The organism is Halalkalibaculum sp. DA384 (genome assembly GCF_043951955.1).
Taxonomy (GTDB): Bacteria; Bacteroidota; Rhodothermia; order Balneolales; family Balneolaceae; genus JAMQKA01.
Window position 1 is genome coordinate 46,897 of sequence record NZ_JBINJE010000010.1, and the last position, 13,849, is coordinate 60,745.

The following is a 13,849-nucleotide window of genomic DNA, read 5'->3' on the forward strand; positions in this document are numbered from 1 at the left end:
ATTATGGATCAAGAAAAAATAGAACCCGGTCCCCTGCTCGGAACGGTAAATACGCCGGACGACCTGAAGAAACTGGAGCCCGGGCAGCTCGTTGAGCTCTGTGATGAGCTCCGGGATTTTATTATCGATTCCGTTTCTACCCACGGCGGACATTTTGGAGCCAGCCTGGGTGTTGTGGAGCTGACCGTTGCCCTTCACTATGTATTTAATACACCCGAAGATCGCATTGTATGGGATGTTGGGCACCAGGCCTACGGCCACAAAATTCTAACCGGCCGGCGAAATAAATTCCACACCAATCGCAAATACGGCGGGCTCTCCGGTTTTCCCAAACGGAGTGAAAGTGAATACGATGATTTTGGAGTCGGCCATTCGAGCACCTCTATTTCGGCGGCCCTGGGGATGGCGGTAGCGCGCGATCTCAGCCAAAAAGAGAACAACGTGGTCGCCCTGATCGGCGACGGGGCCATGACGGCCGGTCTGGCGTTTGAAGCGATGAATAACGCCGGGGCGCTCGACAAAGATATGCTGGTGATTCTGAACGACAACAACATGTCGATTGACCCCAACGTCGGCGCATTGAAAGAATATCTTACCGACATCACCACCAGCAAGACGTTTAACAAGATTCGTGACGAAATTTACGATCTGCTCGGTCACTTCAAGAAGGCCGGTGAACAGATGCGCAAAGCAGCGTCCAAACTGGAAAAAGCGATCACGGCCGCCATTACCCCCGGTGCCCTGTTTCAGGCTCTCGGTTTTAAATACTACGGTCCGGTGGACGGTCACAACGTAGATTCACTTCGCCGCCACCTCGAGGATCTCAAAGACATCCCGGGCCCCAAGCTGCTGCATGCCATAACGGTTAAGGGAAAGGGTTTTGCTCCTGCCGAACGCGAGCAAACCAAGTGGCACGCCCAGAGCAGTCCGTTTGATAAAATTACCGGTCAATCCCTGGCCCCTGAAAAGACGGGTCCGGAGATTCCCAAATATCAGCATATTTTCGGGGAGGCGGTTGTGGAGCTGGCCGAAAACGACGAGCGCATCGTGGGTATTACGCCCGCCATGCCGAGCGGCTCCAGCCTGTGGCCGCTGATGAACACCTTCCCCGACCGCGCTTTTGACGTGGGTATCGCCGAGCAGCACTCCATTACGTTTGCTGCGGGCCTGGCGACAGAAGGCAAAAAACCGTTTGCCGCCATCTATTCCACCTTCCTGCAGCGCGCCTATGACCAGGTCATTCACGACGTGGCGATCCAAAAGCTGCCGGTCGTGTTCTGTATCGACCGCGCCGGGCTGGTCGGAGCCGACGGTCCCACGCATCACGGGCTGTATGATATCTCCTACCTTCGGGCCGTGCCCAACATGGTGATCTCTTCTCCACTCAATGAACAGGAGCTGCGCGATATGATGTACACCGCCTCCAAATATGAGGAGGCCGCCTGGGCGATCCGATACCCGAGAGGGCGGGCGACCGGGATGAGCTATCGCAAAAACTTTCAGCCGATTGAGATCGGCAAGGGTCAGTGCCTCCGCGAGGGCGAAGATATCGCCTTTCTAAGCTTTGGTCCCATGGGCAATTACGTCATTGAAGTGGCTGACAAGCTGCAAACCGAGGGTATTAACATCGGTCACTATGACATGCGCTTTGCCAAGCCGCTGGACACGGATTTGATCGACGAAATTTGCCATTCCTACCAGCATATCATCACCATTGAAGATGGCACCAGGCTGGGCGGTTTCGGAAGTGCGGTAGCGGAGTACCTGGCTGACAAACCATACCACATTCCCACGACCATCATGGGCGTGCCGGATCGCATTGTGGAACATGGTACCCAGCAGGAGCTGCATCACGAGGTGGGACTTGACCCGGAGGGGATTGAAAAGAAAGTACGCGAAGTGCACAGCTCTCTTTCAGTAAAAGCCTGACTGTATTCTACGCTGGATGATTTGCTTAAATTTTAAGCCTTTTTGCAATCAGGAAGCGTTTTGAATTCCGACCATCAAAACGTTTTGAGCAATCTTCCCTAGATTTTGACAGATTGGTGCGTGGTTTTGAACTATTCAGGGCCTACCTGCCCAACGGAAACCAAGCCTTTTTTTTTCTCAATAATCCGGGTGACCGCTTGCAGATGCACACTGTGATTGAGCAAAAATCGGTTTGTTGGAAAGTGGTTGTACCACCGACCTAATTGGGAGCGGGAGTACAACTCTTTCATAACTACGAGCTGATAGATTTACAAAGGCCTCTCATTAAAACAACCTTATGACCTGCTTTTCCAAGAAGTCCCTCTCTAAATTGGCAACATGGTGTTTGCGCTTCCTAAAATTCATACCTTCTGGTAAATAAAGTATCGGCAGTGAACTTTTAAAATTTTTTTGTAAGGAATTGCTTTTAAAAGTCTCTCTTAAGTAAACGCATATCAAAAAAGCCAATACCAGGGAGACCCATGTATTTGAAAGTAATATATGACAACTATTTAGAGGGAGAAGCTCTCCTGCATTTTTTAGACGAGAATGGATATAAGGTATCTATCGAAAAAAGGGGATTCAACCCCGGGAAACGATCCGATCAACATTTATATGTGATGGATGCCGTATCGGCTCGAAGATATATAAGTAGCAATAACAGGGATGTAACCCGTCATTTAAGAACAATAGTTGTAGGGAAATTAGAACAATTGTATATCCCGTTTACCAGCCGTTTTGACCGCGTGGCTTACGTCACAAAAATGGATTCTATTACCGAGATGCTGCACGGCATGAAAGCCTTTAAACAAAAAAAGATATATGTAAGCCAGAGGGTATTTGGATTCTTAAAAAGGAAGAGAGCAAATCAACAAGATGAATTGCTTGCGGCCAATGTGCAACAGCCCTTGACAAAGACAGAGCTGAAAATTTTACAGGAAATTAGCGGGAAAAAGACGACTCGCGAAATCGCCGGCGACTGGAACCGAAGCATCCATACGATTAACAACCACCGGAAAAATATAATCCGGAAACTGAATTTGGACGGGCCTCATGGGCTTGCGGTGTTTGCCGTCAGAGAGCAGGAAGCAATTCGAACCCTGACAGTGTTAGACAGCAAACAAAAAATCATTAAGAAATTAAAAAATGACTATCGGTAGCTATTTATTTTTTAATTCAATTTGATGTGATTACGTACAGGCCTCATCAAGGAGGTAAAGAAAACCTTAACAACTAAATAGATAGAGAGGATCTTATGGAAAACTTAAGCAGCGTTGGCGTAATAGAACTCAGTCAAGAGGAAATGATAAAGACTGATGGGGGACTCATTATGTTTAATGTAGAACTAATTCAGTGGGCTTATTCTGAATTTAAAAAAGGTGTACATGATGGGTACTACGATAAATAAAAAAACTAGCAAAAAAAGGAGAATATTATGAATGATTTAAGAGAACTTACCTTACACGAATATTTGGAAATATCAGGAGGCAAACCGGATCTAAATACATCGCCCTTCTATGATGTTGGCTGGTACATAGGTGCGGCTATCCGTGAAGTTGAAAGCTGGTTTAAGTAAAAATAACCGGGAGCAGGCTCGTACTGCTCCCGGAAAATAATAAGTGACTGACATATGCCTTTAACAAAGAATTCGCCGTTAAGATCAGCCGTCTCTACGTTGGCAAAGTCTTCTAGCGTGTTCTTACTCTTGTTTGCTACAATGATACTTGTACATGGTACAGTTTTACTTGTAGGGCTTTCTTTGACTCAAAACAAATTTAGTCCAGAACAATTATTTATTGAGCGTTTATATCCCATACTCTTGGCAATAATTTTACTTTTTTGGACCAAGAAAACAACACATGGTATTTATAAGCGCATAACTGAAGCAATTAAACTAAACAAACAGAACCTGAAGAGCTTTATTAAATACATACTGATATCTTTTTTTATTTTATACTCAATATTTTATTTATCAATATTATTTGGATATGCTAATTTTATAAGTTATGGATTTTATAATTTTGAAATATACAATATAGCAAAAATATATATATTGGTAGGATTATTAGGGAATCTGTTTGTTGCAATAGGTGAAGAAATAGTTTTTAGAGGTTTCTTGTTTAATTACATAAAAGGGATTTCAAGAAGCGAATATTTTAGTCTACTATTCACCTCACTTGTGTTCTCATTTCATATCTATCCGGATTTCCTGAATAATGTAATTGCCTTTTTGGGAGGACTTGCGATGGGTTACTCCTATATCAAGTTTAAAAATTTATATATTGCTATCGGAATTCATTTTGCCTACGGATTTTTCAACCTTTCTATCGCATCAGAATTTTCCGGAGGACAGGAATTCCCTTATCTCATGAAATTTGATTATCCCATGATCGCCGATGGGTTTGGCGCCTGGGTTGATCTGTTCATAATAGTTGGAATGCTGGCTATTCTTGTCTTCCTTTTTTTCCACAACGTTCCCACCAAAGAAAAAACTCAAAAGCTATCTGATTTGAAAATGGAAGCGATGGAAAGTTAAATCGGGTTTAAAAGCACAGAATAATGCTGTTTCCTGAAGAAATCATCAAAGAGACCACACAATACCACTTCTGGCATCATTCAGTCCGATCGCAAATCATCTATTCATCCATGCTTTTTACGCTGGTCGGCATCCTCGCTCTATTACCCTTTATACACATGGATGTGAGTGTCAAAAGTCAGGGTATTATACGGCCTGAAGTGGAGCGAAAGGTGCTACTAAGCCCGGTATCCGGGAAAATTTCACACTTGGCCTTAAAAGAAAACAAGACCTTCGCTGAAGAGATGCTGGTAGCAAGAATAGCATCGCCCATTTTGGAGAAACGGCTGAACTACAATCGAACACGCCAGCTAGAAATCGAACAATTTATTCAAGACTTAACGTATTTGGTGCAATTGGATTCTGCACGGATTTTCAACCGGTATACAGGTTTTAAATCAGCTTTGTTCAAACGATCGCTGATTGCTTTTCAACAGAAACTGCAAAAGGCGGCAATTGAATGGCACAATGCCCGGAAAAGGCATAAGAGACAGCAGGCCCTGTATCATAAAGAGGCGATATCTGTTGCTAAACTGGAGGAGAGTGAGTTCGCTCTGGAAGTCGCTGCTAACAACTATCGCTTGATGTTTGATCAGCAGCTGGCTGAATGGGAAGCAAAGCTGATCCAGTACCAGCAGGAAAAAGATGAATTGAGAACCGAAGAGATTCAGTTGATGGACGAGCAGCGGGAGTTTGAAATACATATGCCGGTAACCGGAACCGTACAAAACCTGGCCGGAATTTCAGAGGGCAGCTATGTCCGGGTCAATCAGCAACTGGCAGAAATTTCTCCCGATACCGGCCTGGTGGCCGAATGTTATGTGTCTCCCCGGGAGATAGGGTTGCTAAAAGAGGGGATGATAGCCTATTTCCAGGTAGATGCTTTTGATTATAATCAATGGGGCATGCTGACGGGCAAAGTCATTGAGATTTCAAACGATGCGATTACAAATAATGATCAACCGTTTTTTCGGGTGCGTGCAGAACTGGATCGATCTTACCTGGAGCTTCCCAATGGATACAAAGGATATCTTAAAAAGGGGATGACCCTGCAGGCACGGTTCAAAGTAACGGAGCGGAGTCTGTTTCAGTTGCTGTATGACAATGTGGATGACTGGCTAAATCCTGTTACGGATGGAACCGAAAGGAATAACACATAAATGACAGATATCTCATGGAAGAAGAATTACAGTGTACTCAATATGGCAAAATCCTCCACCTCGTTCTAAAGGCAGGTACCATTGCTCCGCATTCCGGGTACATTTATGTTATTGCAAATACTGCAAAATCTCATTTGGGTAAAACGAACTTAAAAAAATTGAGTCCTACTTAAATGACCCTTAACCGGCATTTAAAGCTTTTTCAGGCTTTTAAAATAGATCATTCTAATACTAGAGCCCGAGATTAATTAAGGCTTGAGCGCTATTTAGGCAGATACAGAATTACGGGGTACAAATCTGCCTCGAAAAATCGACAGAGCTATGAACAGGAGAAAAATCGAGATAAAACAGCACGATATTACCGATTGCGGGGCCGCCTGCCTTGCGTCGGTGGCCGCTCATTATAATTTGGAATTGCCTATTGCCCGCATCCGCCAGTATGCTTCCACGGATAAAAAGGGTACCAATGTGCTGGGTATGGTTGAGGCCGCGGAGGAGCTCGGGTTCGAGGCCAAGGGAGTTCGCGGAAACTTTGAAAGCCTGTTTAATATTCCCGTTCCGGCAATCGCTCATGTTGTAGTCAAAGATGTACTGCACCATTATGTGGTTATCTACAATACCACTGACAGCCATGTTGTGGTAATGGACCCCATGGACGGCAAGCTGCACAACATTCCCCACAAAGAATTCAGGGAACAGTGGACCGGAGTGCTTGTTTTATTAATGCCCGCTGAAAATTTTGAAGAAGGGAATGAAAAAATTTCGATTTCAAGGAGACTCTGGTTTCTCGTAAAGCCGCATAAAAAGGTGATGCTGCAGGCCCTTTTCGGAGCAGCGGTTTTTACAATTATCGGCCTCAGCACGGCCATATATGTGCAGCTAATTGTGGATCATGTCCTGCCGGGGGGAAATGAAAATCTGCTGAACTTACTCAGTTTGTCCATGATCGTTTTATTACTGCTTCAGATTTTTTTTGGAGCAACAAAAACGATCTTTACACTCAAAACCGGTCAACAAATTGATGCCCGTCTTATCCTGGGCTACTACAAACACCTGATCAAACTGCCTCAGCGTTTTTTTGATTCCATGAGGACAGGAGAGATTATTTCCAGAATCAACGATGCCGTAAAGATCAGGACGTTTATTAACGATGTTTCCATCAATCTGGCGGTCAATATTTTTATTGTGCTATTCTCTTTTGGCCTGATGTTCACCTATTTCTGGAAACTGGGAATGGTGATGCTGGCAATTATTCCCGCTTACGGGCTTGTCTACTACATAACCAACAGGATTAACCGACAGACCCAGCGACAGCTCATGGAAAATGCCGCTGATCTGGAATCCCAGCTTGTGGAATCGTTGAACTCGATAAAAACCGTTAAACAGTTCGGGTTAGAAGAGTTTGCAAATATCAAAACTGAAACGCGATTTATCCGGCTTCTCAAAACTGTGTACCGTTCCGGCTTAAATTCGGTATTTTCCGGTAACGCTTCCAAGTTTGTTTCCAGGCTGTTTACTATCATCTTGCTCTGGGCAGGCGGATATTTTGTACTTCAACAAGTTATTACACCCGGTGAGCTACTCTCGTTTTATGCGGTTATAGGCTATTTCACCGGACCTGTTGATGAGCTTATCGGAATGAACAAAACCATCCAGGATGCTATGATTGCTGCCGACCGATTGTTTGAAATCATGGACCTGGAAAAAGAGAAGGAAGGACGGCAGGTTCAATTAAAACCTGAGTTGATCGGGGATATACAATTTCAGGACGTCACCTTTCGCTATGGCTCTCGCGCCATGGTATTTGAAAATCTGAATCTAACCATTCCAAAAGGAAAAATAACAGCTTTTGTGGGTGAAAGCGGATCGGGAAAGACAACCATCATCAACATCCTGCAAAAACTTTACCCTTTGCGGGAGGGACGGGTGCTCATCGGGGATTTAAACCTGGAATATATTGATAACAGAAGCCTTAGAGACAATATCTCCGTTGTACCTCAGCAGATTGATCTATTTGCAGGAAATGTAATTGACAATATTGCAGTTGGAGTGTTCGATCCGGATATGGAGAAAATCATTACCATTTGTAAAAAACTGGGTATTATCAACTTTATAGAAAACCTGCCGGCCGGATTTGAAACATACCTTGGCGAAAACGGCGCCACGTTGTCCGGCGGACAGAAGCAGCGTATCGCCATCGCCCGGGCTCTTTATAAAAATCCAGAAATTTTGATTCTTGATGAAGCCACTTCTTCTCTCGACTCATCTTCCGAGCAGCATGTACAGCATACCGTCGATATGCTGATCGACCAGGGAAAGACGGTCATTGTAATTGCCCACCAGTTGGGTTCCGTGATTCAGGCTGACAAAATTTGCGTGTTGAAACAGGGCAACCTCATCGAGGAGGGAACCCACAGGGAGCTGATGGAAAACAGGGGATCATATTACAAACTGTGGAAAAAACAGATGCCGGTATTGAAGGACAAGCCAATTGCGAATTGGTGATTTGAAACCTGATAACAATCCACTTTTACATGAACACAACAAAGATTAAAAAAACACCGATGGAAAGTCTCTTGATGGGGGACCTCTAACATAGAGAATAACATCCCTCCCGCCTTCGGCGGCGCTCCCCTCCAGGGGACAGGGGAGATTAAAGCCATGCCCCAAGAAATTAAGAAACAATGTTAAAGCTGGAAATTATTTCGAACATACATTAAATCATGAACTCTGCACGCTTCCCGAGCGCTTCCTGTAACCGTTGCTGGTACTCCCGGTTAGAAATTTCAATGCATCCGAACCGGGCCAGGTGTTCGGTCCAAAACTGGGTGTCCCAAAGTTCAAATCCACCCTGCACCAGTGCTTTGTGGCAGTAATACAAAGCCACTTTCGATGCCTCTTTAGCCTCGTCCCGCTCAAACATCGATTCCCCAAAAAAGGCCGCACCCAGCGAAACACCATATTGTCCCCCGACCAGGTTCCCGTCGTGATCAAACACATCCACCGAATGGGCATGGCCCAGCTCATGGAGCCGGCAGTACGAGTCAATAATCTCATCTGAAATCCATGTCGATTGCCGGTCGGCGCAGCCCTCCATCACTTCGCGAAAAGCGGAGTCAATACGCACTTTGTAATGGTCGTTTCGAATTATACGCCGCACGTTTGATGACACCCTGAAATTATCCAGCGGTATAATTCCCCGGCGGCTGGCCGTGTACCACTTGGCATCGGTATCGTAACGGGAATCGGCCATCGGAAACACCCCGCGGGCGTAGCCCGAAAGCAATACGTCTGGTTCAATCATTCCGGTATTTGTTGATTTGAATACTGCAAGAAAGCTTTAAAAAACCTTCAACTCCTCGTTCTGAGTCGTTCTGAGGGAGTAGTACTCCCGTTTCGAAGGTCAATAAGGTCAGTGGTACCACCACACAATAGTAGGTTGTGCAAAGGTCCCTACTGCAAAATAGCCTGTTTCGGTTGCATCGCAAAGCCCCGCAAAGTAAGCACATAGTGTTAAAAACACCTGTCTTCGTATAACGCTGTGTTTTAACTACAGATAACCAAGGTGGTGTATGAAACGCACTTCAAATTAAATCTATTTATCCTTATTGTGGGTACGAAATACGCAATGGGGAATTTTTAATCGCACAATAAAACGGGACTATACTGTGAACGGAATCTGGTTGGCGACAGCAGCGCTGTTTATCTTCATTTTGGGGTATCGTTTTTACTCTAAATTCATAGCCGAAAAAATTTATCAGCTCGATCCCACGCTGACCACACCAGCCCATGAGCGTGAGGACGGAGTCGATTTTGTTCCAACGAACAAGTGGGTGGTACTGGGCCACCATTTTACATCCGTGGCGGGAGCTGCCCCGATCGTGGGACCCGCCATCGCCATTTACTGGGGCTGGCTTCCGGCAATTTTGTGGGTGGCGCTGGGTACCGTCTTTGCCGCGGGCGTCCACGATTTTGGGACACTCGTGCTCTCTGTCCGCCACAAAGGGCGCTCCATCGGCACGCTGGCAAGTGAGCTGATCGGCGAACGAGGGCGCATCCTGTTCCTGTTTATCATCCTCATACTTGTGCTTATGGTTAACGCGGTGTTTGCGTGGGTGATCTCCAACCTGTTTATCTCCTTTCCCGCCAGCGTGGTCTCCATTTTTCTGCAGATACCGCTGGCGGTGGGAATCGGGTATTATACCTACCAAAAAGAGCGCAATATGCTGATCCCCTCCATTATCGTGCTGGCAGTCATGTACTTCTCCGCCATCCTGGCAACCTACGTGCCCGCGCTTCAAATCGACCTGGTTCGCTATTTCGGCGGAGAAGAAGCTACGGTGCTATTCGGACTCAACGGCGTTTCGATGTCGTTCCTGGTCTGGATCGTCGTACTGATGATCTATGTATACATCGCATCGGTATTGCCGGTCTGGAAGCTGCTGCAGCCCCGCGATTTTATCAATGCCGAACAACTTATCCTGGGATTGGCGATCCTCTATCTGGGGCTTTTCTTCATCTCTCCCGACGTCACTGCCCCCTGGTCCAACCCGGCGACCGAGGATGTAAGCTGGTTCCCGCTGCTCTTTATCACCATCGCCTGCGGGGCGGTATCCGGCTTTCACGGGCTGGTCTCATCGGGCACTACCTCCAAGCAGCTCGACAAGGACACCGACGCCCGGTTTGTGGGATACCTGGGAGCGGTCGGGGAAGGTGCCCTGGCCGTTATTACAATTGTAGCCATAGCCACGTTCTTTAACTCCAGCGAGGGCTTCCACGCTACCTATTCCTCATTTTCCGCCGCCGGGGCCAACGGGCTCAACGCTTTTATCCAAGGCGCCGGGGAGCTGGCAACGGGACTCCTCATCCCCGCTGAAGCCGCACGGACCATCATTGCCGTGATTGTCATCAGTTTTGCAGCCACCACGCTCGACACTTCGGTGCGACTGATGCGGTATATTATTTCAGAGCTCGGGGAGGTCTACCAGGTAAAATCTCTCACTCGTATTCATGTGGCCACCTCTATTGCCGTACTCTCAAGCGCGGCCCTGGTACTGCTGCCGGAGGGGCCCCGCGGACTCGGTTCCGGAGGGTACTTGCTGTGGCCGCTCTTTGGGACCTCCAACCAGCTGTTGGCGGGCATCAGTTTCCTGTTAATCTCAATCTGGTTGAAAAACAAAGGGCGACCGGTAATCTATACGGTGGTGCCCATGATTTTCCTGCTGTTTATGACCCTCTGGGCGATGATTCAGCAGGTGGTCTTTGAATGGTCGGGGCTCGGCGAAGCGGACGCCAACATGTTACTATTTATCCTGGGGGCCGTTATCCTGGGATTTACCTTGTGGATCCTGCTGGAATCAGTGAGTTTGCTCATGAAAAAAGAGAAGCAAAAAACCTAGACAGAACGACCATCAAACCCGACATATAACGGCAGCGAAACATACACTGGACTTACATTGTAGATTCTGCGAGGTCCCTTTGCGAAAAATATTAGCTCAATGTACCTGACCCGGACATAACCTGAACCTTAGTCCCCCTCTTCATCCCCGTACAGCTCCGTCAGCCCATTAATCATCTCTTCGGAGATGCCGGCCGTCACAAAACCACCGTCATGGTACAGGTTCTGCATGGTCACCTTGCGGGTCAGGTCAGAAAACAGTGTCACGCAGTAGTCGGCGCATTCGTCCGCACTGGGGTTGCCCAGCGGTGCAATCTTATCGGCAAAGGTGTACATGGCGTCAAACCCCTTGATGCCGCCCCCCGCTGATGTTTTTGTGGGAGCCTGCGATATGGTATTGACCCGGATGCCGCGGTCGGCCAGCCGGCTGCCGTAATTGCGGGCAATGCTTTCCAGCAGCGCCTTGGCATCGTTCATGTCAGAATATTTCGAAAAAATGCGTTGCGCCCCGATGTAGGAAAGGGCCACTACGCTGGCCCCGTCATTCAGGATGCCGGCGTCGTTGGCATAACGCAAAATCTTGTGCAGGGAGATGGCGGAGATATCCAGCGTCTGCTGCATCCAGTGGTAATTAAGTTCTTTGTACTCCTGCTTTTTGCGGATATTGGGGGACATCCCGATAGCGTGAAGCATAAAATCGATGCCGCCATATTCCTCCTTGACATTCTCCATCAGCTCTTCAATCTCGTCCTCGTTTGTCACATCACACGGGTAGATGGAGGATCCGGTCTGCTCGGAAAGTTCATCCAGATCGCCAAACCGCAGGGCCACCGGGGCATTGCTCAGTGCAAACTCACCCCCTTCACGGCTGCAGGCTAATGCAATGCGCCACGCAATACTGCGCTCATCCAGCGCGCCGAAAATCAATCCCTTTTTGCCTTCCAGCAATCCATAACTTTTCTGTTCCGCCATATGCTTGTATCCTTATCTGATATCTTACCGTTTGTTTTTCGTGGTCGAAAATAACAAAAGAAATCGATCAAATCCCAAGATAAGGACGTTTGACACACCAACAGCCTGACAGGCAAGTTAAAGCCCTTTACCAATGAATCCCGTGCTTCCATCGTATTCCGGTGATCTACCTATGGCATTCTCTCATTCGGTACCGAAATCAGGCAACAATTAATTCTGTTGATAATAGCTTGCATTGTCCTTATTTTGCGGAACTTTGTACCGCGGCTTTGAGCGGGATTAACAATAAATTACTGTACTTACAGAACATCTTACATCTATTATGTTTGAAGATCTTTCGTCAAAACTGGATAAAGCGGTTCAGTCCATTAAGGGCGAAGCGAAGATTACCGATGTCAACATTGCAGAAACGGTACGGGAGATCCGTCGCGCGCTGCTCGATGCCGACGTAAACTATGAGGTGGCCCGGGAGTTTACCGACAAGGTAAAAGAGCGGGCGATGGGCGAAGATGTCTTGACTGCGGTGAATCCCGGTCAGCAGTTCACCAAGATTGTCCATGACGAACTGGTCGGCATACTCGGGCAGGATCGTGTGGATATCAGCGTTGCACACACCCCCCCGACCGTTATCCTGATCGCCGGCCTGCAGGGCTCTGGTAAAACCACATTTTCGGCCAAGCTGGCCCGTTACCTGAAGAGGGAGAACAACCGGAACCCGATCCTTGCGGCTGCGGATGTCTACCGTCCGGCAGCGATCGACCAGCTGAAAACACTGGCTGAACAGATTGACGTGCCGGTGTACTCCATCGGGCAAAAAGATGCCGTCCGCGTGGCCAGAGAGGCAGTATCGATGGCCAAAAGCCTGGCGCTGGATACCGTCATCATCGATACGGCGGGCCGCATGCACGTGGATGAAAAGATGATGGATGAGGTCGCTGAAATCAAAGCAGCGGTTGAACCCGATGAAACCCTCTTTATCGTCGACTCGATGACGGGCCAGGATGCGGTAAATACCGCCAAGGAATTCAATGAAACCATCAATTATGATGGCGTGGTGCTGACCAAGCTCGACGGTGACACCCGTGGCGGGGCGGCCCTTTCAATTAAAAATGTGGTTCAGAAACCGATCAAATTTGTGAGCACCGGCGAAACGCTGGATGCCCTCGCCCCGTTCTATCCCAACCGGATGGCGCAGCGAATTCTCGGCATGGGGGATGTGGTCTCTCTTGTGGAGAAGGCACAAAAAGAATTTGATGAGGAAGAAGCCCAGAAGCTGCAAAAAAAGATCAAGTCTGACGATTTTAACCTGGAGGATTTCCGGGAGCAGCTCAAGCAGATTCAAAATATGGGGAGCATCACGGACCTGGTGGGCATGATCCCCGGGGCCAGCCAGGCGTTGCAAGACGAAGAGTTGGACGAAGAGGCGTTCAAGCCGATAGAGGCGATCATCAACTCGATGACTCCCGAAGAACGGAGAAACCCCGACCTGCTGAACGCCAGCCGCCGAAGAAGAATCGCCAAAGGGTCGGGCACGAAAGTGCGGGATATTAACGACTTGATGAAACAGTTCAACCAGATGAAGAAAATGATGAAGAAATTCTCCGGCATGGGGTCTATCAGCAAGCTGATGGGCGGAATGAAAAACATGCCGTTTGGACGATAGGTGTGGATTGTTGAATTATTGAATTGTTGAGTGATTTTTTTGAATTCACATTCAGATTTAAAAACTGTGTTAACGGTGGTCTTTCTGTTCTGTAGCCGAACGGATTGACGACC

Annotated in this window: 11 protein-coding genes; 9 read left to right on the forward strand and 2 right to left on the reverse strand. The window is 47.4% G+C overall.

The genetic code is table 11. The features are described 5' to 3' along the window. Positions 1-3: 3 nt before the first annotated feature. The 7 genes from dxs (at position 4) to ACG2E4_RS07715 (ending at position 8,208) form a co-directional block, all read left to right on the forward strand. Complete coding sequence (gene dxs, locus ACG2E4_RS07685) at positions 4-1,929, forward strand: 1-deoxy-D-xylulose-5-phosphate synthase (RefSeq protein WP_395257535.1); 1,926 nt, start codon at positions 4-6, stop codon at positions 1,927-1,929. 521 nt (positions 1,930-2,450) lie between these two features. Beyond that, on the forward strand, positions 2,451-3,128 hold the full coding sequence (locus ACG2E4_RS07690) for a helix-turn-helix transcriptional regulator (RefSeq protein WP_395276189.1): 678 nt from the start codon (positions 2,451-2,453) through the stop codon (positions 3,126-3,128). A 95-nt stretch (positions 3,129-3,223) separates the two neighbouring features. After that, on the forward strand, positions 3,224-3,376 hold the full coding sequence (locus ACG2E4_RS07695) for a hypothetical protein (RefSeq protein ID WP_395276190.1): 153 nt from the start codon (positions 3,224-3,226) through the stop codon (positions 3,374-3,376). A 27-nt stretch (positions 3,377-3,403) separates the two neighbouring features. Next, a complete protein-coding gene (locus tag ACG2E4_RS07700) occupies positions 3,404-3,544 on the forward strand; it encodes a hypothetical protein (RefSeq protein WP_395257539.1) in 141 nt (46 codons plus the stop codon). A 54-nt stretch (positions 3,545-3,598) separates the two neighbouring features. Next, positions 3,599-4,504 carry a CPBP family intramembrane glutamic endopeptidase gene (locus tag ACG2E4_RS07705; protein ID WP_395276191.1) on the forward strand — a complete coding sequence of 302 codons (906 nt, stop codon included), beginning with the start codon at positions 3,599-3,601 and terminating at the stop codon, positions 4,502-4,504. 110 nt (positions 4,505-4,614) lie between these two features. Further along, positions 4,615-5,703, forward strand: a complete 1,089-nt coding sequence (locus tag ACG2E4_RS07710; protein WP_395276192.1) for an HlyD family secretion protein — start codon at positions 4,615-4,617, stop codon at positions 5,701-5,703. Between the two features lie 321 nt (positions 5,704-6,024). After that, positions 6,025-8,208 carry a peptidase domain-containing ABC transporter gene (locus tag ACG2E4_RS07715; protein WP_395276193.1) on the forward strand — a complete coding sequence of 728 codons (2,184 nt, stop codon included), beginning with the start codon at positions 6,025-6,027 and terminating at the stop codon, positions 8,206-8,208. A 211-nt stretch (positions 8,209-8,419) separates the two neighbouring features. On the opposite strand, the gene aat is transcribed toward ACG2E4_RS07715, so the two are convergent. Further along, positions 8,420-9,007, reverse strand: a complete 588-nt coding sequence (aat, locus tag ACG2E4_RS07720; protein WP_395276194.1) for a leucyl/phenylalanyl-tRNA--protein transferase — start codon at positions 9,005-9,007, stop codon at positions 8,420-8,422. Positions 9,008-9,371: 364 nt separating this feature from the next. Here aat and ACG2E4_RS07725 point away from each other — a divergent pair, with 364 nt between their 5' ends. Continuing rightward, positions 9,372-11,102, forward strand: coding sequence for a carbon starvation protein A (locus ACG2E4_RS07725; protein WP_395276195.1), 1,731 nt, complete (start codon positions 9,372-9,374; stop codon positions 11,100-11,102). A gap of 128 nt (positions 11,103-11,230) precedes the next feature. Here ACG2E4_RS07725 and ACG2E4_RS07730 read toward each other — a convergent pair whose 3' ends face one another. Further along, a complete protein-coding gene (locus ACG2E4_RS07730; RefSeq protein ID WP_395276196.1) occupies positions 11,231-12,073 on the reverse strand; it encodes an enoyl-ACP reductase in 843 nt (280 codons plus the stop codon). Between the two features lie 322 nt (positions 12,074-12,395). Here ACG2E4_RS07730 and ffh point away from each other — a divergent pair, with 322 nt between their 5' ends. Continuing rightward, positions 12,396-13,736: a signal recognition particle protein gene (gene ffh / locus ACG2E4_RS07735; RefSeq protein ID WP_395276197.1), complete on the forward strand. Its 1,341-nt coding sequence runs from the start codon at positions 12,396-12,398 to the stop codon at positions 13,734-13,736. The last annotated feature ends 113 nt before the right edge of the window (positions 13,737-13,849 follow it).

Excerpts from the sequence above, each read along its gene's own strand:
- dxs (WP_395257535.1), top strand. The coding sequence starts at position 4 with ATGGATCAAGAAAAAATAGAACCCGGTCCCCTGCTCGGAACGGTAAAT.
- ACG2E4_RS07690 (WP_395276189.1), top strand. The coding sequence starts at position 2,451 with ATGTATTTGAAAGTAATATATGACAACTATTTAGAGGGAGAAGCTCTC.
- ACG2E4_RS07695 (WP_395276190.1), top strand. The coding sequence starts at position 3,224 with ATGGAAAACTTAAGCAGCGTTGGCGTAATAGAACTCAGTCAAGAGGAA.
- ACG2E4_RS07700 (WP_395257539.1), top strand. The coding sequence starts at position 3,404 with ATGAATGATTTAAGAGAACTTACCTTACACGAATATTTGGAAATATCA.
- ACG2E4_RS07705 (WP_395276191.1), top strand. The coding sequence starts at position 3,599 with ATGCCTTTAACAAAGAATTCGCCGTTAAGATCAGCCGTCTCTACGTTG.
- ACG2E4_RS07710 (WP_395276192.1), top strand. The coding sequence starts at position 4,615 with ATGCTTTTTACGCTGGTCGGCATCCTCGCTCTATTACCCTTTATACAC.
- ACG2E4_RS07715 (WP_395276193.1), top strand. The coding sequence starts at position 6,025 with ATGAACAGGAGAAAAATCGAGATAAAACAGCACGATATTACCGATTGC.
- aat (WP_395276194.1), bottom strand. The coding sequence starts at position 9,007 with ATGATTGAACCAGACGTATTGCTTTCGGGCTACGCCCGCGGGGTGTTT.
- ACG2E4_RS07730 (WP_395276196.1), bottom strand. The coding sequence starts at position 12,073 with ATGGCGGAACAGAAAAGTTATGGATTGCTGGAAGGCAAAAAGGGATTG.
- ffh (WP_395276197.1), top strand. The coding sequence starts at position 12,396 with ATGTTTGAAGATCTTTCGTCAAAACTGGATAAAGCGGTTCAGTCCATT.